This is a genomic window from Aceticella sp. 75b-Ac (genome assembly GCF_056032965.2).
The window spans coordinates 1,465,418-1,486,261 of record NZ_CM190971.1 but is presented as its reverse complement, the minus strand read 5'-3'; the positions used below and the strand labels follow the sequence as shown (position 1 = coordinate 1,486,261).

Sequence of the window (20,844 nt, the reverse complement as noted above, 5' to 3'; positions counted from 1 at the left end):
ATGATATAATTAAGTCTATTAATAATAAAATATGAAAAACAGGTGATGGTTATGAATTATAGAATTGAACATGATTTAATCGGTAAAAAAGAAGTACCTGAAGATGCCTATTATGGTATTCATACGTTGCGGGCATTTGAAAATTTCCACATTTCGGGGCAGTGTATTCATAAGGAGCTTATCATAGCACTTGCGATGGTTAAAAAAGCTGCGGCAATTGCTAATATGAGGGTAGGCTCTTTAAGTGAGAAAATAGGAAATGCTATTGTTAAAGCCTGTGACGAAATCATATCCGGTAAATTTCATAACCAGTTTATAGTTGATGCACTTCAGGGTGGTGCCGGTACCTCTACCAATATGAATATAAACGAAGTTATATCAAATAGGGCTATTGAACTATTAGGGGGTAAAAAAGGTGATTATTCCATTGTGCATCCATTGGAACATGTAAACATGAGCCAATCAACAAATGATGTTTTCCCGACAGCCGTCAGGATTGCAGCTATAAAGCTTTTAAAACCTCTAAGTGAAAGTTTTGCTGATTTACAAACAGCATTACAAATAAAAGAGGAGGAATTTTCAGATACAATTAAGATGGGCAGGACAGAGCTGCAGGATGCTGTTCCTGTCATGCTTGGGCAAGAGTTCGGAGCATATGCGCAGGCAATAGCAAGGGATAGGTGGAGGATTTACAAGGTAGAAGAACGGCTCAGGCAGGTTAATATTGGAGGGACAGCCGTTGGTACAGGTTTAAATGCCGATAAAACCTATGTATTCTTGGCAATCGAAATATTAAGGGATATTACGGGCTTAGGGCTTGCCAGAGCAGAGTACATGATGGATCCGACTCAGAACAACGATGTTTTTGTGGAGGTATCCGGAATGTTGAAAGCGGCTGCTGTCAATCTTATAAAGATATCAAATGATATAAGGCTTATGTCATCAGGACCCAAATGCGGACTTATGGAAATCACCATACCGGAGGTACAGGCAGGTTCATCTATAATGCCCGGCAAAGTAAACCCAGTTATACCTGAGGCTGTCAAACAGGCTGCATATCAGGTGATTGCATGTGACGGTGCAATTACTATGGGGGCACAGGCAGGAGAATTTGAGCTTAATTTTACACTTCCTTTAATTGCACATAATCTTTTTATGGAAATTGACCTGCTTTATAATGTAACAAGGTTATTCATAAATAAATGCATAAAAGGCATAAAGGCTGATAAAGACCGATTGTCAAGAATGGTGGAAAACAGCTTTACGTATGCAGTGGCATTAAGCCCTTACATCGGTTATGAAAAAGCTTCTAAGATAGCGATGATGGCAAAGGATGAAGGCAGGACCATAAGAGAAATAGCGATTGAAAAGGGATTGTTTACGAAAGAAGAACTTGATATTATATTTAATCAATATGAGATGACAAAACCGGGTATACCGGGCAAAAAGAAATTGGAGGATGGATAAATGATGAATACAACGCCGATATCTTCAAGGCTGCATATAGCATTGTTCGGCAGGAGAAATGCAGGAAAATCAAGTTTGATAAATGCACTGACAAATCAAGAGATAGCACTTGTTTCAGATGTTGCGGGAACAACAACAGACCCCGTACAAAAAGCGATGGAGATACTTCCTATTGGACCTGTAGTATTGATTGATACGGCAGGGCTTGATGATACAGGGGTACTTGGAGAGTTAAGGATAAAAAAGACCCATGAAGTATTAAACAGGACTGACCTTGCTTTATTAATAATTGACGGCACAATAGGTGTAACAGAATTTGAAGAAAATATTTTAAAACAAATCAGAGAGAAAAAAATTCCTGTTGTAGGAGTTATCAATAAAAGTGATATTCTAAATATTAATGAAAATATAAGAAAAGAATGGGAAAAGAAATTAAAGCTTGAATTAATAGAAACATCAGCTTTTAATAAAACAGGCATTGAGGAGTTGAAACTGGCAATAATCAAAAAGGCACCTGGTGATGATATGGAATTATCCATCGTAGGAGACCTTATAAATCCCGGTGATTTTGTTATTTTGGTTATACCGATTGATAAAGCCGCACCTAAGGGAAGACTTATACTGCCTCAGCAACAGGTAATAAGGGATATACTTGAAAATGATGCTATGGCAGTAGTTACAAAAGAATACGAATTGAAAGAAACCCTTGAATCCTTAGGGAAAAAACCGGCACTTGTTATTACGGATTCGCAGGCTTTTTTGAAAGTAAGTGCAGATACCCCCAAGGATATTCCTTTGACATCTTTTTCAATACTTTTTGCACGTTATAAAGGAGATCTGGAGGAGCTGACAAGGGGTGTGAAGGCAGTTGAGAAATTAAAACCCGGTGATAAGGTGCTGATAGCGGAAGGATGTACACATCACAGACAATCAGATGATATTGGAAAGGTAAAAATTCCAAGATGGATAAGGCAGATAGCCGGCGGAGATATTGAATTCAGTTGGTCAAGCGGCATGACATTTCCGGAAAACCTTAATGAATATAAGCTGATAGTTCATTGTGGTGCTTGTATGTTAAACAGAAGAGAAATGATGTACAGGATTTCCTATGTAAGGGATAAGAAAATTCCAATCGTAAATTATGGAGTCATGATAGCATATGTACAGGGAATAATACCGAGGGCTATAGAAATGTTTCCCGCGGCAAAAATGATATATATGGAAGAATAAAAGACAGGGTATCCTGCCTTTTTTCAAGTTTTAAACATCACATAAAATTTCTATGGATTTATTAAAGTATTCTTTTGCTTTATCAATATCAGTAAGTACTAAATATAAATTTCCAAGAGCCTTATATGCATCTGATAAATCTTTTTTTAATCCAAGTTTGCTTAAAATTTTAACTGATTCTTGAAGTTCTTCCTTGGCTTTGTTAAATTCATTTAATTTTAAGTGGACATAACCAAGGATGGTGTATATTCTTCCTATCTCATCTTTTTTGTTTATATCTGTTGCAATCTTAAAAGATGAATCAAGGTAGTGCAAGGCATTTTTGTAATCCCCTCTGAGAAATTGAATTCTTCCGAGTTCTGTTAGATTGTATGCGATACCCGTTTTATCCTTTAATTCTTTATAAATCAAATAACTATAATAAAAATATTTTTCAGCAAGATTATATTTCTTCAAATCTGTATAAACCAATCCCATATAAGTATATTCATTTGCAATATCATCTTTCAAATCCAATGCTTTGCTTATAATAAGAGCACTTCTGATGTATTTTAATGCATCTTTGTATTCTTTAAGCTTGTAACTTACAAAACCTAGACCGTTGTTGCACTTAGCTATATAATCAACAGTTTTTGTTTGCGTTGCATAATCAAGGCATTTAACATAATAATCCCTTGATTTTATATATTTTCCCAATTTATTATATAGATTTGCAATGCTGAAAAGTATCTTGCATTTAAGTTCATAATTTCTCATATCACTTTTTTTAAATTCTTCAGCTGCTTTGATATAATTTGATAGTGAATTTGAAAAATCATGTAGGTTTCCATAGCATAGCCCCATATAATAGTAGATTTCCACTAATATTTCAGGTATTGAATGTTCTATAAAATACGGCAAGCATAACTTTAATATTTCAATTGACTTTTTATAATCATTTATAAGGATATAAGTTCTTGCAAGATAAAAATTAATAATATTATATGAATAATCATCGATTTTATTTTTTAAAATTTCATTGTAATTTAAAATAGCCTCCTCATAATTTCCGCAGTCTAATGCTTTTCTTCCACATATAATAAGATTTAAAACATTTTTATACAGTGATATTTCTTCCTGCAGCTGACCCTTCTCCTTGAAATCATCATCAAGGAAATATATGATGGGTTTATTTAATTTGTCGGCAATAAAAGATAAGGATTTAAGAGATGGATTTATCTTTCCTTTTTCAATTAAACTTATGTATCCCTTTGAGAATTCTCCGCCTGAAAGGTCTCCTTGCTTTAGGAATAATTTTTTTCTCTCTTCCCTTATTTTTCTTCCAAGTTTTTCAATATCTATCAAACTTTCCACTCCTTTATCGTACTTATAAAACTTATTATAAGTTAACTTTTTAAAATTTTCAATTGAAATTTTTAATAATGTAATTTATTTTAAAATAATTTAAATTTCATGGAATGATATTGTAAATTAATTATAGGGAAAATAAAAATAAAATAAATTTTTAACATAGTATAAAAACACCGTTATTTTTTTAAACAACATGATATAATAGGTATATAAATTCTGTTATGAGGTGATATGCATGAGAAAACTAACTATTGCAGGACTTGGACCAGGTTCATATGAGCAATTAACAATAAGTACTATTGAAAAAATGAACAAAGCAGATAAGGTTCTTTTGAGGACTTCTAAGCATCCTGTTGTTTCATATTTAAAAGAAAAAGGTATTATTTTCACCTCATTTGATAAAATATATGAGAAAGGAAGGACTTTTGAAGAGGTTTATGATACTATTGCAAGGGAAACCTTAAGAATTGCAGAAAAACATGAGAATGTCGTTTTTGCCGTTCCCGGGCATCCCTTTGTTGCTGAAAAAACTGTGGAACAAATATTAAAGTTTTGTAAAGAGTATGACGATATAGGAATAGAAATAATACCTGCTGTAAGTTTTATAGACGTCATAATAAGCGAGTTGAAAATAGACCCTGTATATGGGATAAAAATATTAGACGGCTTTACCCTAAACTCTGTAAAACCCGATAAAAGATGCGGCAATATAATAACTCAGATTTACAGCAGGATGGTTGCATCTAACATAAAACTTGAACTTATGGATATTTACGGCGATAATTACATAGTTACGCTTATATCGAGAGCGGGAATAAAAGGTGAACAGAAAATCCAGCAAATACCATTGTATATGTTGGACAGGATTGAGTGGATAGATTATCTTACATCAATTTATATCCCGCCGGTTTCAGATATTGTTCAAGAAAGGTATGACATACAGGACCTTTTAAATATAATGGCTGTTTTAAGAGGTGATTTTGGCTGCCCATGGGATAAAGAGCAATCTCATAAGACCTTGGAAAAATACCTTATTGAAGAAAGCTACGAAGTTATTGATGCAATTGAGAAAAATTCCGATGAAAAATTGCAGGAGGAATTAGGAGATGTTTTGTTACAGGTAGTTTTTCATTCGCAGATAGCAAATGAACGGTGTGCTTTTGACTTTAATGATGTTTGTGATGCAGAATGTAAAAAGATGATCAGAAGGCATCCGCATATATTTGAATGCAAGAATATGGTAACTACAGAAGGAGTGTTAAAGCAGTGGGATGAAATTAAGAAGTCAGAGAAAGGATTAAAGTCATATACGGACACCCTTAAGGATGTACCTATACATATGCCGGCATTAATCAGAGGTTATAAAGTGCAGGACAAGGCAGCAAAAGTAGGTTTTGACTGGGATAAGGTGGAAGATGCTTTATCAAAGGTATATGAAGAATTGGATGAATTAAAGGAGGTGTATAAGGGGGATCAGAGGGAAAGAGCAGTAGAGGAATTAGGGGACTTGATATTTGCTGTTGTCAACGTGGCGAGATTTTTGGAAATTGACCCTGAGCTATCTGTACATAAAACCATAGAAAAATTTATAAAAAGATTTGAATATATTGAGAAATCAGCCACGTCCCAAAGTATAAAAATGGAAGACATGACATTGGATGAGATGGATAAACTATGGAATGAAGCTAAAATGCATAATTTTAATAAAAAAAATGAAAAATAAGCTTAAACTTAGAAGGATTTTTAGATTTTGTGTAGAATAAGTAAAAGTAAGATAATTTATAAGGAGGTATAATTGTGAATAAAGCTGACCTGATAACAAAAATGGCAGAGAAAAGCGATTTAACCAAAAAGGATACGGAGAAAGCATTAAATGCTTTTGTAGATTCCGTACAAGAGGCATTAAAACAGGGCGAAAGAATACAGCTGGTAGGTTTTGGGACATTCGAGGTTAGGGAAAGAGCAGAAAGAAAAGGAAGGAATCCTCAGACAAAAGAAGAAATAACCATTCCAGCATCAAAAGCACCGGTATTTAAAGCAGGCAAAGCTTTAAAGGATATTGTAAATTCTTAAAAAGAATCAGGTCGTATGACCTGGTTCTTTTTTACAAGATTTAAAGTGATGGGGGGATATCTGTGAGACTTGATAAATTTTTGAAGGTATCAAGACTAATAAAAAGACGCACAATTGCAAAAGAGGCATGTGATAAAGGAAGGGTATTAGTAAATGGCAAGGTTGCAAAAGCCGGAGACATATTAAAAGAAGGAGATAAAATAGAAATAAAATTTGGTTCTAAAGATGTAAAGGTAGAAGTCTTAAGCTTAAAAGAACATGTGCTTAAAGATGAAGTTCAAAGTATGTATAGACTGCTATGATAATAATTTATTCAAAAAGTGTATATATAAAAAAATTCCTCAAATACTATTGTTAGAATATTAATGGGAGGGATTTTTTTGAAAAAGAAAATACTTATTTTGATTTTGTTAGCTTTATTATTATTATCTTCCTGTACCAAGCCATCAAAATTTACGGAACCTGCAAAAAAACCCGCTGTTTCACCTCCACCTATTCCCTCAAAGATAAGCATGGGTGAAAAAAAGGAACCAGTACTTAAGGTATATGTAAAACAAACGGGAAAAATCGAATCAATGCCCATTGAAAAATATATAACAGCGACTGTTGCCGGAGAGATAAAAAATGATTGGCCTATGGAGGCATTAAAAGCACAAGCGATCTTAGCAAGAAGTTATGTATTAAACTTTGTCAGTACAAAGACATCAAAATACCCCGGAGCAGATATATCCACTGATTTCGAAGAGGCACAGGCATGGAACCCTGCGAATATTAATTCAAGAATTAAAAAAGCAGTAGATGAAACAAGGGGAGAGGTTGCTGTCTATAACAGCAAATATATTGACGCATGGTTTCATTCACATGCGGCAGGTCAAACAGCGATGGCAAAAGAAGGGTTAAACTATAAAAAACCGGAACCACCGTATATAAAGAGCGTAAAGTCAAATGATAGCCCTGATGCGCCCGCAGACATAAAACACTGGACAGTGAGCTTTACAAAGCAAGAAATTGCAGAAGCGCTCCAGAAAATGGGTTTAAATATAAAAGACTTTAAAAATGTTACCATAGGTACTAAAGGAGCGTCTGGTAGAACGATCAATTTAAATTTTGACAAGACACCTGTTAATGCGCCTGACTTTAGAATAGCAATTGGAAGTGAAAGGTTAAAATCAACTATGCTTGACAGTGTTAATTATGACGGAAACAAGCTTACAATTAAAGGGCGAGGCTTTGGGCATGGTGTTGGTATGTCGCAGTGGGGTGCATATCAGATGGCAAAACAGGGTATGAAGGCAAAGGACATAATAATGTACTATTTTAAGGACTTAAATATTGTTAAAATATGGTAAACAAATCCTCCTAAAAGGAGGATTTGTTAGTTCTAAAAATTATACAAGCATCATATGAATTAATAGAAATATTAGAGGGGGGTGCAAATAAATGGAAAATACAAGAGGGACAAATAGAGCAGAAGCTCAAAATATAACCATTGAAAATAGAGAAAAAGTTCATGTGACAGGGGTGCAGAATGTAGTAAGCTTTGATAATGAAGCAGTTATTCTTGAAACAGCTCTTGGACTTTTAACGATAAAGGGTCAGGAACTTCATATAAACAAGCTTAATCTTGATGATGGGCAGCTTGCGGTAGATGGGGAAGTTTTAAGCATTACATACAGTGATAGAAGTGGCATTATTGGAAAATCAGGAAGTTTTTTCAGCAGGATGTTTAAATGAGCTGAGCAAATCGGTTTTCTTGTTGCAAAAACATTGCTCCTATTATAATATTAAACTATAATGTTATAAAGGAGAAATAATATGCATACAGTAATTCTTGTTGATTTTGACGGTACGATAACAAAAGAAGATACCTGCATTGCGATGGCTAACAACTTTGCAAAAAAAGGATGGAAAATGATAGAAGAGGAATGGAGGTCAGGGAAATTAACTACCGAACAGTGTTCCTTAAAGTTATTTGAATTTATGGATGTTGATCAGGAGAAACTCGAAAAACTTTTGTACAGTATAGAAATAGATGAATCTTTCATAGATTTTCTTGATTTTTGTAAAATAAAGAAATATCATGTGATCATTACAAGCGATGGATTTGACTTTAATATTAAGACAATATTGAGCAGGTATAATATAAATCTTGAGTTTTACAGCAACAAACTTGAATTTACGGATGGGATAATAAATGCTGAATTTTATACTTCTAAGGAATGTGAAAAATGCGGTATGTGTAAGTTGAATGTCTTAAAGAAATTTAAAGATAATAATACAAGGATTATATATATAGGTGATGGTTATTCCGATATCTGCGTTGCAAAATATGCTGATGTGGTATTTGCAAAAAATGTGTTGCTAAGCTATTGTATTGAAAATAATATCTCACATATACCATTTAATAATTTTAGCGATATAATTAAAAAATTGAAGTGATAAATTTAAATAGAATTTATCACTTCGGAAATTTGTGGGATAATTTGTTTTTTTCTTGATATAACCTTTGGAAGATAAAAGCTGTTGCCTTTAATATCAACATTAAATGCTTTTTCCAAGATATCTGTATGATTTCCGGCAAATAACATTTCGGAACCTTCTTTAATTATATCTGTAAGCATCAGTAAAAGCATATCATAATTCTTATTTTTCCTTTCAATTTCCATAAATTCCAGTAATTTCATTTTTAGTTCCTCGGTGTTTGACAAGGTATTAACCTGACCTACGCCTATTTTCAGGTTGTTTATCACAAAATCTTTAAAATCCGTATAAAATATTTCTTTTACAGATTTGTCTTCAAGTGATGTACCGGCTTTAAGCATTTGATTGCCGAAATCATCTATATCAATGCCTGCTATTTCAGATAGTTTTTTTGCTGCTCTTATATCTTCAGGAGTACAAGTCGGCGACCTGAAAATAAGGGTGTCCGACAAAATTGCTGCACACATGATACCTGCTATTTTTGGTTCGGGAGTGTGGCAGTTTTCTTCGAAAATCTTATTTATTATTGTTGATGTACAGCCTACCGGTTGATTCCTGAATAATATAGGCATGTCGGTTTCAATACAACCTATCCTATGATGGTCGATTATTTCAAGTATTTTGGCCTCTTTAACCCCATCTACGGCTTGAGATAGTTCATTGTGATCAACAAGAATTATTTTTTTCCTTTCATAATTAAGTATATGCCTTCGTGCTAAGAGACCCAAAATCCTTCCGTTTTTGTCAGTGACAGGAAAGTTTCTAAACTTGTATTTAAGCATAATATTTCTAATATCATCGATATAATCGGTTTCTTTAAAGGCAATAATTCCTTCTTTTTTCATAATATAAGAAATTGGTAAACATTGACTAACAAGTTTTATTGTGTCAAAAGTGTCCCATGGAACCACAATAAGTGTGCATTTATATTCTTCGGCGATATTGATGACCTTTTTTGGGACGTCATGATTTCCGGTTATGATTAATGTTTTTGCTCCTTTTTTTATTGCTTCTATTTGTATATTTTCTCTGTTGCCTACAATAAGTATACAACCTTCGTTTATTCTTTTAAGGGCACTTTCCTTAGACATGGCAGCTACTACAATATTGCCTTTAATAAAATTTGCATTTTGGATTAATATTTTGCCGTTTAATGTTTTTAAAATATTATCCAATGGGATTTCATATTTTGATAATTCCTGTAATGAAAAAAGATATGCTTTTGCTATATCGGCAAGTGTAGCGATGCCTTTTAATTTTTGTTCGTTATCAACAATTAATACGGTTTGCAAATTTGTTTCGGAAAGAAGTTTCCATGCATTATACATCGGTGAGTCTTCGGTTATTGTCAAAGGCTTGTCGTATGTAATATCCTGTATCTGTGTATATACATTGTCAATATACATGGGTTCTTTTACATCAAAATAATTCAGTACAAATTGTGTTTCTTTATTTATAGGACCAAGTCTAACGGGAATAGCATTCAAACCTTCTAAATTTCTTTTTGTATATGCATATGCTATTGCAGAACATATTGAATCCGTGTCTGGATTTTTATGCCCTGTTATGTAAACTACACTCATATTTTACCCCCTGTATTTATAAATTATGATGAATCATATCATCTTCTAATACTAATATAATATAGCATAGGAGGTGTTGAGTAAATGGTAATAACTGTAAAGAGCCAGCTTTATGCATTTTTTGTTACCTTTTATGGGGGTATTGCTATCGCTTTTATATATGATATTTACAGGATTATTAGAATTATTGTTAAGCCCAAAAAAATTATTTCCAACATTGGTGATATTATTTTCTGGATTATCGGTACAATTATTATGATATATTTTTTGTACATAAGCAACTATGTAGAATTAAGGCTGTTTAATTTTCTTGGATTTTTCATAGGGGCACTGTTATATGATATCGCTTTAAGTCCTTTTATAATCAAACTGCTTCTTAAGGCTTACAAAATAATTATTAAAATATTAATAAGATTATATAACACAACCGTATATCCAATTAAAATGATATTAAAGATTTTACATATACCATATAAATTTTTAACAAAAATTTTTTTGATACCATCGGAATTTTTCAAAAATATTAGTTTGCATTTTAATTTTTTTAAGAAAAAAAAATAGAGGAATTTTTATTTACAAGTCGAATAAATCATGTATAATATTAATATAAGATATAGGGGAATGATAAGAATGATAAAAAATAAAAAATTAAAATTAAAACCAATTTTAATTGCAATTTTTTTAATTTATTTTGTTGTTACGTTTTTTCAGCAGGGGATTACATTAAATAAGCTTGATAAACAGTGCAATGAAATAAAATCAAAAGAAGCAACCGCTCTAAATGAAAACAAATATTTAAAGGACAGGATAAAATATATGCAAAGCGATAGTTTTATAGAAGAGGAAGCAAGGCAAAAGCTTGGGCTTGTAAAAAAAGGCGAGATAATATACATAGATAAATCAAAAGAAAAAATAAACACATTCAACAAAGATTAAAAATTTAAATCTTGATATAAAGTATTTTTTAATATATAATAACATTATCGATCTGTATGGGGGTAGTGAAATTTTGCTTTTATTTGTAGAAACATGTAAAAGTATCATATACCTTCGTATTAAATAAATCAAAGGGAGGATTATCATTTATATGCCATTTCAGGTTGGAGAGGTAGTTGAAGGAATCGTTCTTAATATTACAGACTTTGGGGCGTTTATTCAATTACCGGAAGGCAAGACGGGATTAGTTCATATTTCAGAGGTTGCAAACACATATGTAAAAGACATTAAGGATTTTTTAAAGGAGCAGGATAAGGTTAAGGTAAAAGTGCTTTCGATGGACAAAGGAGGACGTATAAGTTTATCTATCAAAAAAGCTCTTCCAAATCAGGCATCACAAGAGAGAAACAAAAGGGATTATGAAAGACAGGATAATAGGAATTATAACAATATTTCATTTGAAGAAAGAATGTCGAAGTTTTTAAAGGATTCTGATGAAAGACAACAGCAGCTTAAAAAGAATTTTGATTCAAAAAGGAAAGGAAGCAGTTATAAAAAGAATACAAATTTCTAACTTCGGGTAAAATCCCGAAGATTTTTATGTATGGAGGTTAACACTTTGAGGTATTCAGTTTTTGATATAGGTACAAATTCAATACGACATCTCATATGTGATGTAACAGATAATAAGCTGTGCAAAATAAAAAAAGAAGTAAAAACAACACGTATTGGTGAAGGTCTTGCAAAGAACGGCAGATTAAGCAGTGATGCCATAAAGAGAAGTATTGAGGCTATAAAAATATATATGGAAGACGCAAAAAAATTTAATGTAGATATGATATATGCATTTGCCACCTCTGCCATGAGGGATGCAAAAAACACCGATGTTTTTATTGATGAATTATCAAACATGGGTATTAATTTTGATGTAATAGATGGGGAAAAGGAAAGCCTGTGTGGATACCTTGGAGCTTTAAAGGGTTTAAATAAAGATAGCGCCCTTGTGATTGATATTGGAGGCGGAAGTACCGAATTTGCCTATAAAGGAAACGAGCTTGCTGCAAATAGTTTTGATATTGGTGCAGTAAGATTAACTGAAAAATTTATAAAAAATGACCCTCCAACATTAGAAGAATATAATTCAATAAGAATGTATATAATAAATATGTTATCAACCTTTATAAATAATATCAAAAGCGTTCCTGAGGATATTATAGGAATCGGCGGTACAATAACATCCCTTGCCGCAGTATCGCAAGAACTTAAGATATATTCCAGTGATAAGGTGCATGGCTATATATTAAATAGAACTGAGATAAAACGGCTGCTTGATATTTTCATGTCTAAAAATACAGATGAACGTAAAATGATTTTTGGATTACAGGAAGGAAGAGCTGATATTATAATAGCAGGTACAGTAATTTTATTAACTTCCTTAGAATTATTGAATATCTCTTCAATTACAGTCAGCGAATGGGATAATTTGGAAGGTTATATAATAAACAAAATAAACAGCACGACATAATCAAAAGTGGTATATCAAGACATTATCATAAATCAATCAATGTAATACAAAAATTTAAGTTAAAGGGTATTGACAGAGAGGTATTTATGTAATATAATAATAACGTCGCTTGAAAGAGAAGGATGCCGGAGTGGCGGAACTGGCAGACGCACAGGACTTAAAATCCTGCGGTCCTAAAAGACCGTACCGGTTCGATTCCGGTCTCCGGCACCAATTGAATATCGCGGGGTGGAGCAGTTGGCAGCTCGTCGGGCTCATAACCCGGAGGTCGTAGGTTCAAGTCCTACCCCCGCAACCAAATATAAAATAAGGCGGCGTAGCTCAGATGGCTAGAGCATGCGGTTCATACCCGCAGTGTCAGTGGTTCGATTCCACTCGCCGCTACCATCCATACGCAAACTGTATCGTCTACTGAGAGCTTGAAGTTGGCTTCAACTCTATCAGGAAAGACGATTATTTTATTTATATAAGTAGTAAAATTGATTTAATTTTTCTTTGGTCACCTGCTACCAACACCTCTTTATCTTTTATCAGGTATTTTTTTATCTTATCTTCTGTAATAATACTTATATCTGGTTTTATTTCTAATTCTTTGATACGGGTTTTAAGTTCTGCTTTTTGTTGTTCAAGTTCGGTTAATTTTACGTCTAAACTCGCATGAAAATGTCCTTTTGTGATAGTATCTACTATTGCATTTATACCGTTTATCACTTCTTCATATCTGCGAGATAAGGTCTTTTTTTCCTCTTCTCTTTCAGAGAGAAGTTTTTTATTTTCTTCATTTAATCTTTTGGAAAGTTCAGGTATAGCAGCATCAGAAAAAACACGTTTAGATAATTCATTAAGTATATATCTTTCTAAAATATCTTTATTTATGTCTTTGTTGCCGCACTGTTTACTGCGGTTTTTATTGTTGCATCTATAGTATGTATATTTCCTCTTACCGAGACATCCTACCATGCTGGAGCCGCAAATACCGCATTTTATAAGACCGGTCAATAGGTATACCCTTTGAGCATTATGTGAACCTTGTGTCTTTTTTGCAGTTTCCATCTTTTTTTGCACCTCCTCAAACAAATTTTTATCAACAATTGCCGGTATAGCATTATTGATAACTATAACATCATCCTTTCGAATTCTATGATTATGCTTAGTTCCTTTATTGAAAATATACTTCCCAATATACTTTTCATTCTTCAAAATCTCATGTAAGCTATTTTTGCTAAAATTATTTCCTTTTTTAGTTTTATAGCCGTGAAGATTTAGTTCATCTATTATATGACGATAGCCGTAATCGTCTTTATACATTTGAAATATGAGCCTTACGGCTTCGGCTTCTTTCTCGTTAACAACATAATAACCTTCTTTGATATCGTATCCTAAAGGAGGTATGCCTCCATTAAACCGGCTTTGATATGCATTTTCTTTTAATCCTTTCATAACCTCCCTTGCAAGATTTTTACTATAATATTCTGCCATACCTTCTAATACAGACTCAAGAATGATAGATTCAGGGCTGTCATCAAGTTGTTCAAGTACTGATATGAGCTTGACGCCATTCTTTTTAAGCTGGCGTTTGTAAAATGCGCTGTCGTAACGGTTTCTTGCAAATCTATCAAGTTTATGTACAATTACAGCTTGAAATATTCCTATCTCACTATCTTTTACCATCTGCAAAAACTGAGGTCTGTCGTCTGTTGTAGCAGATTTGGCTTCATCGGCATATATTTTTATGATTTCTATGTTATTCCTATTGGTATATTCTTTTATAGCTCTTATCTGTGCTTCTATGCTTTCTTCTCTTTGATTATCACTTGAATATCTGCAATATGCAGCTGCTTTCATTAGATATATTCCTCCTTATTTTTACTTGTATAATTTAATATTGATATTGATGTCTATTATGCCATAATATAATTAAACTGCTGAAAACACGAATGTGCCGTAGGTGGTGTTTATGTTTTAGGTCGTTCATAGCCGATATTTTGATTAAGTATAATTTTTTTAATGCCGTTATGTATAATAAATAATGCTTCACAGTCTTTAATATCATCGGTTTCTATTGTTATATTAAAGTTATTACAGATAGAAATAACGTCAATTGGCGCTTTTAAAGATAAATCATTTAAAAGTTCCCTGGCAAAAATACCAGGGGTTTTATTAATAGGCATAAATTTCACCTCACATATTTGATATGTGTTTTTTTATTTTTTCATAGTCATGTTGAGATAGCTGGACGTTATTATTACGAGCAGCGATTTTAGCCGTATCCGGATTTAAAACACTTTCCACGTCTTTTCGCATAAATTTCCACTCACGACCTACTTTTGAAGCTTTTAAACGGCCATCTTTTATCATATTGTATACTGTTTGATTGCTTACTCTTAATAAGTCAGCTACTTCAGAAACATTTAATATATCCGGTCGATCATTTTCATTTAAATTTGAAAGACTTTTGCCCAGCTCTTGAAGCATATGAACCTCTTCAGCAGAAAAAACCATTTCTCCGCAGTTAGGACATACATAAGCTTTTACACCATCTATTGTTAATTTATATTTTTCCCAGCCAGCTGTTGTCGATATAGTTCTTTCTTCCATATCGGCTCCACAAAAGTAGCATTTTCTTTTTATCATTTCTTTTCCCTCCTTTTTAAAAGTCCATTATAGCATTCCCAAACTTCCTCTATAGTTCTGCATACAGTTACAACTAATGGATAAGGATATGCAGCAGCAACAACTGTATATATTTCTGGATCTTTGTCTGTTGCTTCTTGAAATATTACATGAATATCTTTAAATTGAGGTTGTAATTCAACTACTTTACCATATAATATACATTCAATAATCTTTTTATCTTCTATTTGTCTTTCTATCATCCTGCATATCGCATGGGATGAATAATCGAGCAAACCATTTTTTACACATTTTCTTATCCATTGTTCAGCCATATCATTCATTATTATTTCCTTCTCCTCTCATTATATTATAAAATATTATAAAATACTATAAATTATTATAAAAAAGTCATAAAAAATTAATAAATTTATTGACTAAAAAACGAAGTTATGCATATAATATATTTGAGAGATGAATTCTCTTTGGGGCTCGTTATCACGGGCGGCCGCCTAAGGGCGGTTTTTTTATTTTAATTGGTTTATTGGAAAAACTTTCAATCCAATTCCTTTATATGAAGGATAGCCTAAAAATTTATCTTCAAAAATTTTAAAAGCAAAATCTTTATGTTCATCTCTAATATATTTGTGAATGGGATAAGAAACGAGATCTGCTATTTCTAATCCAGAATAAGACATTTGTTCATTAGATTGCTTACACCATTTTGGATTAAAATATACGCCACTTATATTTTGAAATTTTTCAGCAGAAACATAATCAGTTCCATTATTAAGTATGTTTTTTATATGTTCTAAAATAAATTTATCTTCTTTTTTCCCTCTTGCTTCCAAAATAATAACGCCTTTTTTTGTTTTATTTTTTAAAATTAAGGTTACAAAACGCTCTAATATAAAATCTAAACAAAGATTGTAAGGATGGAATGGTGTAATATATTTTATACAATGAGTATATTTATCAATTGTAGATGATATAATATACATTTGTGTCGATGAAATGAAATCTGTCAAGTCATATAAAAAATTATCATAATCAATTATAGTGGGATCAAAAGCTTTTGTCTTATTTCTAATTTCTCTTGAGTGAAAAACTACTCTTTTCACTTTAGATGAATAGGTGAATTTTCCATCACGCCAATACTTATTTTTTAATTGAGTAATATTTTCTTTTGCAACAATAAAATTGTTTTTATCAATAACACAACCGGTTATAGTAAAATAGCGTTCAATATTTGATATTTCTTCATTGCTATTGATTTTATTTATAATGCTTTTTAAATTTGAGTCATTATTCTCATCTATAAACATTGTATAATCAATACCAGTTGGCCATTTGTCAATGGATGTAGGCCTAACCCGCCAATTATCCAATTTTATCCTCCTAACTACTTTAGATGTACCAAACATTATCATTTGAGTAAAACTTATCTACCCGCAATACTTCATAATATCCTCCGCAACCTTATCAGCCTCAGCCTCTATGTATTCATATTGCATGTCTAAACCTATGTAATAGCTTTGTTTTGGACAATCTTCTAAGATGTGTTTTATTTCATGTATAAACACTTTACATTGTTCTTCATATCCAATGTTACCGTTTAAGATTAAATAATAATTGCCATGACGACTGACATATGTAAAGCCATAGATACAAGTATCAATATTAGCAATAGATACTTGTATATCATACGCTGTCATAAGCTCATAGAATGGGATTTCTTGATTTAAAAGAGCCTTCATAAGAAGCTTGTCCAGTATTTTAGGAGCCATATTATTCCCCCTTTTTTATGCGTGGTTTATATATATATCCTTTTTCCTTTTTTTCTTTTAGGTCTTCTAAATAGTTATCTATGGTGATTTTAAAAGTATTATCGTAATGAGTGCTCCCATCAATAGGACTTATTGTTTTTATTGGAGTATAATATTTGCTGTTTTTTGCTTCCTGAAGCACTTTAATAGCTTCATCTAAATTTTTCATTTTTGCATACACTTGTGCGATATGGACATATACGGACGGCACAGAAGGATCTAATTCTGCTGCTTTTTGATAGTATTCCAATGCTTTTTCAAATTCATATTCTCCTTCATAACATTTGCCAAGATCCCCATATATAAAACTTATTTGAACTCCAGATGTGAAACCATCTATTAATTTACCTTCTCGGCTATAATAAGATTTTTTAATTTCAACAGGGTTATCTAAATATTTCTCTAAATAATAAATAGCTTCTCTTCTAAATTTCGCACCTTTCCAAACGTAGGCTGTGCCAATTAAATAATATGCTTTTGGATGTTCAATATTTTGGCATAGTTCAATAATTTTATCTAAAACTTCGTGTCTATCTTTAGCTTTTTCTACAATTTGTTTAGCTTTTTTATGAATTGGGTCAATGCTAAACTCTATACTAAGTTGTAAAGATTCAAATAGAGCTTGTGCCAAATTTAAATCATCTTCTATATTCTTCTTTTTCCATATCATTCATTACTTTCCTCCTCTTCAATAGCTTTTATTATACGCATTACCTGCTTTATAGCCTTTGGTGAAAGATTCCTCGTTTGTTTAAATAAAAGTTTTAAATCTTCTCTTTCTTTAAGTTCGTTCCAAAACTCCGCCAGCTCCGGGTCATCTGACAGGACACCGGTTATTTCATCCGCCGGATTACGTATGTCGGTGTTGCCGAGGAGGTAATCGACTGATACATTAAAAAAATCTGCAATTTTTCTTAATGTGTCTGTATCTGGATCTCTTTTACCTATTTCATATAAAGATAATGAAGATCTTGTCATATTTAATGCTTTAGCTAGTTCCTCTTGTGTAAGTCCTTTTTCTTTTCTAAGTTGTGAAAGTCTTTCTCCGAACACTAGATCACCACCTTCTTAGTATTAATTTTACTCTACTATTTGTAGCAATAAAATATATGTTACAAAAAGTAGCTTTAACATAAAAAAATTTTTAAAATACCTATTGACAGCTACACAAAGTAGCATTATAATATAATCAAGAGCTACAAATTGAAGCAAAGGAGGGTGTGAAATGAGACGACATAAATTAATCGAACTAAGAAATAAAAATAATATGACTCATGAAGATGTTGCTAAGGCAATTGGAATAAGTAGAAGCTATTATGGTTTTATAGAAAATGGAACTAGAAATCCAAGCTATAATGTTGCTACTAAACTTGCAAGCCTATATCATAGCGCACTAAAAGAACTATTCCCAGAGATGATTTTTTTTGGGAATAGATGCTACTATAAGAAGCAAAACACACCCGACCAAGAAACAGAAAGTGCATAGCAAATAGAGTGATGTGTATAAAGGAGTGAATATGAAATGAAAGTAGCGATTGTAAAAACTACTATAAGCAGGGATAAGCTTAAACAAGGTATATTTGAAAACGACAGCGAAGAAATAATAGGGTATGAAGAAGTCGATGAGATAAAGTATTATCAGCCTTTGGCAGAGTTGATTTTTAAAAAAATTAAAGAAGATTCTGATAATCCGGCTGTCAATATATAAAAACAATGAAATTTTTCTATATTGTATTTGGGAGGAATTTAAGTGTGGAGTGAGTTTATGCCGGTTAAGGACCAAAAGAAACTGTTTCATATTGCTGATTTGTTAAGGCGGGTATGTAAGGAAGTCAGGATAGAACAGAATACAGAAGGCTGGAAATTGATGATAAAAACATAGTATATAGCCGAACTATGCCCAAAAATATGCTTAACAGATTTGCAACCTAAAAGGGGGAAATAATATGTGCGATAAGAGGGAAGTTGAAAGGCTTTATTTTGAAGAGAAATTATCGTGTGCCGATATTGCAAAGGCTGTCGGAATATCACATCAGGCGGTGTCAAAGATATTAAAGAAGAACCCTGAATATAAAAACGAAAAGGAAAGAAGGAAAAAGGAAAATAAGCTTAAACATAATAAGCAGATTGCGGATTGTGTTAAAAGGAAAAGGAAAAGGCTCAGGGAGGAGGAAAGAGAAAAGGATATTGAAATTTTTGCATGGCTGGAAGAACAGCAGGAACAGAATGCAAGGGAGATGTCGATTGGGAAAAAGCTCAGCAGCACTGATTTTATTGCTGCCTGCATGAGTCAGTATAAGTATGATCCGGGACGTGAAAGACTTGTTTTTATGAAGGGTTTTGCTAAGAAGCCTTTTGATCTGCCGAGATCGGTCAGCGTACATAAGGAGGTTTTTAGTGAGTTCAGGAAGTATGCGCAGGATGTTGAAAGTGAAAAATGGACCAGTACAACAGAAATGGAAGCATTGGGCCGGTGAGGCTTTATTTTTTTATGGAGGTGAAAATGATATGATTAATAATGTTGTTTTGGTTGGCAGATTAACAAAAGACCCTGAGTTAAAGAAAGCTGGTGATATTCCGACATGTTCTTTTACTCTTGCTGTTGATAGAAATTTCACCAATTCAGAAGGTGAGAGGGAAGCAGATTTTATTCAGATTACAGTATGGCGTAAACTTGCTGAAATTTGCAGCACAAATTTAGCAAAATAAAAAAACATATAATAAAATTGTTTTAAAAAAACTTGATAAAACAAGGAAAAACAAGGAAGAAAAAATGATATTTGAAGCGTACTATCAGGAGGATGGTAAAATGTTAAATAAAATTAGTAATTTTATATGGGATTTTGTTATAGCGTTAATTTCAGTTGGACTTTTTATTTTCTCTCATATAATGTTTGTTCTTGTCGATTATAACGTTATAGTTTCAGGTTTATCTTTTATAAAAGGTACTGGATTATTATTTATTGCATATGTAGTTATTTCGCTTATTGGTTTTCTAACAATTGAGCCTGTGACAGAAACATTTTCTTATTTAGTGTATAAAACTACTATGAGAGAGATTGAAACAGTTGATCGCACAGATTTTTTAATATTTTCAGGTATGTATTTTATTATACCTTTTGCTATTTTTCTTCTTGTAAAAATTTTTTAATTTTTACTTCATAAATTGGTCGACGCATCCATAATGATTTTGGATGTGCTAAAATATACACAATTGATTGCCATGGCGATAAATAAGCAAATGGTTCTATATATAGGTGATCCCATTTTTTTTGTTTTATAGAAATATAATATTGATTGGCGTCGTTAAGTTTTTTAATTAAACTTTGAATTTTATCTATATATACTTTATGTGTTTTGAAGGTTATTGTTGTTATATTCTTATTTTTTTGAAATATTTTTATAGCATTTTGTATTGCTAAATTAAAATCATTAGTCATAATTTGAGAGAAAAACTGATTTTTATTATGTTTAAATGTTTTACTTGTGAGTTGTTTTTCCTGTTTTTTGATACATAAAAAGGTTATTGGATGAATTGAGGCATTGATTTTATAAGAGTTTTTTCTGAAAAGTATCCTTTTCATTATAAAGGTTGTTGAAAGATGTATTTGTGCAAAATGAAAGATCGAAGTTAGAAAAAATACTATTAAATAAATACCCTGAACAAAAATGAGCAATATAATTATAGTATGAAGATTGTATTGAAAATAGCGTTTGAAAATAAAAAATAAAATTAAGTTAATGAACAAATAATTACTCC

At 32.1% G+C, this 20,844-nt stretch carries 29 protein-coding genes and 3 tRNA genes; 21 read left to right on the top strand and 11 right to left on the bottom strand.

The genetic code is table 11. The annotated features are described in order from the left end of the window. Positions 1 to 51: 51 nt before the first annotated feature. Together AC0LWJ_RS07730 and hydF are read left to right on the top strand one after the other, a co-directional pair. The gene (locus tag AC0LWJ_RS07730; protein ID WP_474237921.1) at positions 52 to 1,467 is read left to right on the top strand and encodes an aspartate ammonia-lyase; all 1,416 of its coding nucleotides are present in this window, start codon (positions 52 to 54) and stop codon (positions 1,465 to 1,467) included. 3 nt (positions 1,468 to 1,470) lie between these two features. Beyond that, positions 1,471 to 2,697, top strand: a complete 1,227-nt coding sequence (hydF, locus tag AC0LWJ_RS07725; RefSeq protein ID WP_474237997.1) for a [FeFe] hydrogenase H-cluster maturation GTPase HydF — start codon at positions 1,471 to 1,473, stop codon at positions 2,695 to 2,697. Between the two features lie 30 nt (positions 2,698 to 2,727). Here hydF and AC0LWJ_RS07720 read toward each other — a convergent pair whose 3' ends face one another. Continuing rightward, a complete protein-coding gene (locus AC0LWJ_RS07720; RefSeq protein WP_474237995.1) occupies positions 2,728 to 4,038 on the bottom strand; it encodes a tetratricopeptide repeat protein in 1,311 nt (436 codons plus the stop codon). Between the two features lie 244 nt (positions 4,039 to 4,282). Between AC0LWJ_RS07720 and yabN the strand changes: the two genes are divergently transcribed. The 6 genes from yabN to AC0LWJ_RS07690 all read left to right on the top strand — a co-directional run bounded on the left by yabN (position 4,283) and on the right by AC0LWJ_RS07690 (position 8,559). Further along, positions 4,283 to 5,770, top strand: a complete 1,488-nt coding sequence (yabN, locus tag AC0LWJ_RS07715; RefSeq protein ID WP_474237919.1) for a bifunctional methyltransferase/pyrophosphohydrolase YabN — start codon at positions 4,283 to 4,285, stop codon at positions 5,768 to 5,770. Between the two features lie 74 nt (positions 5,771 to 5,844). Continuing rightward, positions 5,845 to 6,120 carry a non-specific DNA-binding protein Hbs gene (gene hbs / locus AC0LWJ_RS07710; protein WP_474237917.1) on the top strand — a complete coding sequence of 92 codons (276 nt, stop codon included), beginning with the start codon at positions 5,845 to 5,847 and terminating at the stop codon, positions 6,118 to 6,120. A gap of 62 nt (positions 6,121 to 6,182) precedes the next feature. Beyond that, entirely contained in the window at positions 6,183 to 6,422 is a 240-nt protein-coding gene (locus AC0LWJ_RS07705; protein WP_284680260.1) for an RNA-binding S4 domain-containing protein, read from the top strand. Between the two features lie 72 nt (positions 6,423 to 6,494). Further along, positions 6,495 to 7,469: a SpoIID/LytB domain-containing protein gene (locus AC0LWJ_RS07700; protein ID WP_474237994.1), complete on the top strand. Its 975-nt coding sequence runs from the start codon at positions 6,495 to 6,497 to the stop codon at positions 7,467 to 7,469. A 91-nt stretch (positions 7,470 to 7,560) separates the two neighbouring features. Continuing rightward, positions 7,561 to 7,854: a sporulation protein YabP gene (gene yabP / locus AC0LWJ_RS07695; RefSeq protein ID WP_474237914.1), complete on the top strand. Its 294-nt coding sequence runs from the start codon at positions 7,561 to 7,563 to the stop codon at positions 7,852 to 7,854. Between the two features lie 81 nt (positions 7,855 to 7,935). Further along, complete coding sequence (locus tag AC0LWJ_RS07690; protein WP_474237912.1) at positions 7,936 to 8,559, top strand: MtnX-like HAD-IB family phosphatase; 624 nt, start codon at positions 7,936 to 7,938, stop codon at positions 8,557 to 8,559. A gap of 5 nt (positions 8,560 to 8,564) precedes the next feature. Here AC0LWJ_RS07690 and AC0LWJ_RS07685 read toward each other — a convergent pair whose 3' ends face one another. Next, positions 8,565 to 10,184 (bottom strand): putative manganese-dependent inorganic diphosphatase, encoded by a 1,620-nt coding sequence (locus AC0LWJ_RS07685; RefSeq protein ID WP_474237910.1) that lies wholly within the window; start codon positions 10,182 to 10,184, stop codon positions 8,565 to 8,567. Positions 10,185 to 10,268: 84 nt separating this feature from the next. On the opposite strand from AC0LWJ_RS07685, the gene yabQ reads away from it, so the two are divergent. From yabQ to AC0LWJ_RS07650, 7 genes are all read left to right on the top strand, one after another. Continuing rightward, positions 10,269 to 10,745, top strand: coding sequence for a spore cortex biosynthesis protein YabQ (yabQ, locus tag AC0LWJ_RS07680; RefSeq protein WP_474237908.1), 477 nt, complete (start codon positions 10,269 to 10,271; stop codon positions 10,743 to 10,745). 69 nt (positions 10,746 to 10,814) lie between these two features. Next, positions 10,815 to 11,120: an FtsB family cell division protein gene (locus tag AC0LWJ_RS07675; RefSeq protein WP_474237906.1), complete on the top strand. Its 306-nt coding sequence runs from the start codon at positions 10,815 to 10,817 to the stop codon at positions 11,118 to 11,120. 151 nt (positions 11,121 to 11,271) lie between these two features. Then, a complete protein-coding gene (locus AC0LWJ_RS07670; RefSeq protein WP_474237904.1) occupies positions 11,272 to 11,694 on the top strand; it encodes a S1 domain-containing RNA-binding protein in 423 nt (140 codons plus the stop codon). Positions 11,695 to 11,739: 45 nt separating this feature from the next. Continuing rightward, positions 11,740 to 12,645: a Ppx/GppA phosphatase family protein gene (locus AC0LWJ_RS07665; protein WP_474237902.1), complete on the top strand. Its 906-nt coding sequence runs from the start codon at positions 11,740 to 11,742 to the stop codon at positions 12,643 to 12,645. Between the two features lie 124 nt (positions 12,646 to 12,769). Then, positions 12,770 to 12,858, top strand: a tRNA-Leu gene (locus AC0LWJ_RS07660). A 9-nt stretch (positions 12,859 to 12,867) separates the two neighbouring features. After that, positions 12,868 to 12,943 (top strand) — tRNA-Met (locus AC0LWJ_RS07655). Between the two features lie 12 nt (positions 12,944 to 12,955). Further along, positions 12,956 to 13,032 (top strand) — tRNA-Met (locus AC0LWJ_RS07650). Between the two features lie 75 nt (positions 13,033 to 13,107). On the opposite strand, the gene AC0LWJ_RS07645 is transcribed toward AC0LWJ_RS07650, so the two are convergent. The 8 genes from AC0LWJ_RS07645 to AC0LWJ_RS07610 all read right to left on the bottom strand — a co-directional run bounded on the left by AC0LWJ_RS07645 (position 13,108) and on the right by AC0LWJ_RS07610 (position 18,137). Beyond that, positions 13,108 to 14,490, bottom strand: a complete 1,383-nt coding sequence (locus AC0LWJ_RS07645; RefSeq protein WP_474237900.1) for a recombinase family protein — start codon at positions 14,488 to 14,490, stop codon at positions 13,108 to 13,110. Positions 14,491 to 14,600: 110 nt separating this feature from the next. After that, on the bottom strand, positions 14,601 to 14,816 hold the full coding sequence (locus tag AC0LWJ_RS07640; protein WP_474237898.1) for a hypothetical protein: 216 nt from the start codon (positions 14,814 to 14,816) through the stop codon (positions 14,601 to 14,603). Positions 14,817 to 14,826: 10 nt separating this feature from the next. Continuing rightward, complete coding sequence (locus tag AC0LWJ_RS07635; protein WP_474237896.1) at positions 14,827 to 15,279, bottom strand: helix-turn-helix domain-containing protein; 453 nt, start codon at positions 15,277 to 15,279, stop codon at positions 14,827 to 14,829. Continuing rightward, positions 15,276 to 15,602 (bottom strand): DUF4258 domain-containing protein, encoded by a 327-nt coding sequence (locus tag AC0LWJ_RS07630; RefSeq protein ID WP_474237894.1) that lies wholly within the window; start codon positions 15,600 to 15,602, stop codon positions 15,276 to 15,278. Before AC0LWJ_RS07630 ends, AC0LWJ_RS07635 begins: the two co-directional genes overlap by 4 nt. A 183-nt stretch (positions 15,603 to 15,785) precedes the next feature. Continuing rightward, the gene (locus AC0LWJ_RS07625; protein WP_474237892.1) at positions 15,786 to 16,646 is read right to left on the bottom strand and encodes a DUF3800 domain-containing protein; all 861 of its coding nucleotides are present in this window, start codon (positions 16,644 to 16,646) and stop codon (positions 15,786 to 15,788) included. A gap of 57 nt (positions 16,647 to 16,703) precedes the next feature. After that, on the bottom strand, positions 16,704 to 17,045 hold the full coding sequence (locus AC0LWJ_RS07620; protein WP_474237890.1) for a hypothetical protein: 342 nt from the start codon (positions 17,043 to 17,045) through the stop codon (positions 16,704 to 16,706). 1 nt (position 17,046) lies between these two features. Further along, complete coding sequence (locus AC0LWJ_RS07615) at positions 17,047 to 17,754, bottom strand: tetratricopeptide repeat protein (protein WP_474237888.1); 708 nt, start codon at positions 17,752 to 17,754, stop codon at positions 17,047 to 17,049. Next, positions 17,751 to 18,137, bottom strand: a complete 387-nt coding sequence (locus AC0LWJ_RS07610) for a helix-turn-helix domain-containing protein (RefSeq protein WP_474237886.1) — start codon at positions 18,135 to 18,137, stop codon at positions 17,751 to 17,753. The genes AC0LWJ_RS07615 and AC0LWJ_RS07610 overlap by 4 nt, the downstream gene beginning before the upstream one ends. A gap of 172 nt (positions 18,138 to 18,309) precedes the next feature. On the opposite strand from AC0LWJ_RS07610, the gene AC0LWJ_RS07605 reads away from it, so the two are divergent. The 6 genes from AC0LWJ_RS07605 to AC0LWJ_RS07580 all read left to right on the top strand — a co-directional run bounded on the left by AC0LWJ_RS07605 (position 18,310) and on the right by AC0LWJ_RS07580 (position 20,235). Continuing rightward, positions 18,310 to 18,570 carry a helix-turn-helix transcriptional regulator gene (locus AC0LWJ_RS07605; protein ID WP_474237884.1) on the top strand — a complete coding sequence of 87 codons (261 nt, stop codon included), beginning with the start codon at positions 18,310 to 18,312 and terminating at the stop codon, positions 18,568 to 18,570. A gap of 36 nt (positions 18,571 to 18,606) precedes the next feature. After that, positions 18,607 to 18,792, top strand: coding sequence for a hypothetical protein (locus AC0LWJ_RS07600; protein WP_474237882.1), 186 nt, complete (start codon positions 18,607 to 18,609; stop codon positions 18,790 to 18,792). Positions 18,793 to 18,834: 42 nt separating this feature from the next. Then, positions 18,835 to 18,966 carry a hypothetical protein gene (locus AC0LWJ_RS07595; RefSeq protein WP_474237880.1) on the top strand — a complete coding sequence of 44 codons (132 nt, stop codon included), beginning with the start codon at positions 18,835 to 18,837 and terminating at the stop codon, positions 18,964 to 18,966. Positions 18,967 to 19,030: 64 nt separating this feature from the next. Then, positions 19,031 to 19,561, top strand: coding sequence for a helix-turn-helix domain-containing protein (locus AC0LWJ_RS07590; protein WP_474237878.1), 531 nt, complete (start codon positions 19,031 to 19,033; stop codon positions 19,559 to 19,561). Between the two features lie 31 nt (positions 19,562 to 19,592). Further along, positions 19,593 to 19,793 (top strand): single-stranded DNA-binding protein, encoded by a 201-nt coding sequence (ssb, locus tag AC0LWJ_RS07585; RefSeq protein WP_474237876.1) that lies wholly within the window; start codon positions 19,593 to 19,595, stop codon positions 19,791 to 19,793. Between the two features lie 100 nt (positions 19,794 to 19,893). Beyond that, positions 19,894 to 20,235, top strand: a complete 342-nt coding sequence (locus AC0LWJ_RS07580) for a hypothetical protein (protein ID WP_474237874.1) — start codon at positions 19,894 to 19,896, stop codon at positions 20,233 to 20,235. Here the strand turns inward: AC0LWJ_RS07580 and AC0LWJ_RS07575 are convergent. Beyond that, positions 20,207 to 20,668, bottom strand: coding sequence for a hypothetical protein (locus AC0LWJ_RS07575; protein ID WP_474237872.1), 462 nt, complete (start codon positions 20,666 to 20,668; stop codon positions 20,207 to 20,209). The two genes, AC0LWJ_RS07580 and AC0LWJ_RS07575, sit on opposite strands and share 29 nt — an antisense overlap. Between the last annotated feature and the right edge of the window lie 176 nt (positions 20,669 to 20,844).

Excerpts from the sequence above, each read along its gene's own strand:
- yabP (WP_474237914.1), top strand. The coding sequence starts at position 7,561 with ATGGAAAATACAAGAGGGACAAATAGAGCAGAAGCTCAAAATATAACC.
- AC0LWJ_RS07630 (WP_474237894.1), bottom strand. The coding sequence starts at position 15,602 with ATGAATGATATGGCTGAACAATGGATAAGAAAATGTGTAAAAAATGGT.
- yabQ (WP_474237908.1), top strand. The coding sequence starts at position 10,269 with ATGGTAATAACTGTAAAGAGCCAGCTTTATGCATTTTTTGTTACCTTT.
- AC0LWJ_RS07635 (WP_474237896.1), bottom strand. The coding sequence starts at position 15,279 with ATGATAAAAAGAAAATGCTACTTTTGTGGAGCCGATATGGAAGAAAGA.
- hydF (WP_474237997.1), top strand. The coding sequence starts at position 1,471 with ATGAATACAACGCCGATATCTTCAAGGCTGCATATAGCATTGTTCGGC.
- AC0LWJ_RS07600 (WP_474237882.1), top strand. The coding sequence starts at position 18,607 with ATGAAAGTAGCGATTGTAAAAACTACTATAAGCAGGGATAAGCTTAAA.
- AC0LWJ_RS07670 (WP_474237904.1), top strand. The coding sequence starts at position 11,272 with ATGCCATTTCAGGTTGGAGAGGTAGTTGAAGGAATCGTTCTTAATATT.
- AC0LWJ_RS07690 (WP_474237912.1), top strand. The coding sequence starts at position 7,936 with ATGCATACAGTAATTCTTGTTGATTTTGACGGTACGATAACAAAAGAA.
- ssb (WP_474237876.1), top strand. The coding sequence starts at position 19,593 with ATGATTAATAATGTTGTTTTGGTTGGCAGATTAACAAAAGACCCTGAG.
- AC0LWJ_RS07620 (WP_474237890.1), bottom strand. The coding sequence starts at position 17,045 with ATGGCTCCTAAAATACTGGACAAGCTTCTTATGAAGGCTCTTTTAAAT.
- AC0LWJ_RS07640 (WP_474237898.1), bottom strand. The coding sequence starts at position 14,816 with ATGCCTATTAATAAAACCCCTGGTATTTTTGCCAGGGAACTTTTAAAT.
- AC0LWJ_RS07675 (WP_474237906.1), top strand. The coding sequence starts at position 10,815 with ATGATAAAAAATAAAAAATTAAAATTAAAACCAATTTTAATTGCAATT.
- AC0LWJ_RS07685 (WP_474237910.1), bottom strand. The coding sequence starts at position 10,184 with ATGAGTGTAGTTTACATAACAGGGCATAAAAATCCAGACACGGATTCA.
- AC0LWJ_RS07605 (WP_474237884.1), top strand. The coding sequence starts at position 18,310 with ATGAGACGACATAAATTAATCGAACTAAGAAATAAAAATAATATGACT.
- AC0LWJ_RS07645 (WP_474237900.1), bottom strand. The coding sequence starts at position 14,490 with ATGAAAGCAGCTGCATATTGCAGATATTCAAGTGATAATCAAAGAGAA.
- yabN (WP_474237919.1), top strand. The coding sequence starts at position 4,283 with ATGAGAAAACTAACTATTGCAGGACTTGGACCAGGTTCATATGAGCAA.
- AC0LWJ_RS07615 (WP_474237888.1), bottom strand. The coding sequence starts at position 17,754 with ATGATATGGAAAAAGAAGAATATAGAAGATGATTTAAATTTGGCACAA.
- AC0LWJ_RS07580 (WP_474237874.1), top strand. The coding sequence starts at position 19,894 with ATGTTAAATAAAATTAGTAATTTTATATGGGATTTTGTTATAGCGTTA.
- AC0LWJ_RS07575 (WP_474237872.1), bottom strand. The coding sequence starts at position 20,668 with ATGAAAAGGATACTTTTCAGAAAAAACTCTTATAAAATCAATGCCTCA.
- AC0LWJ_RS07730 (WP_474237921.1), top strand. The coding sequence starts at position 52 with ATGAATTATAGAATTGAACATGATTTAATCGGTAAAAAAGAAGTACCT.
- AC0LWJ_RS07590 (WP_474237878.1), top strand. The coding sequence starts at position 19,031 with ATGTGCGATAAGAGGGAAGTTGAAAGGCTTTATTTTGAAGAGAAATTA.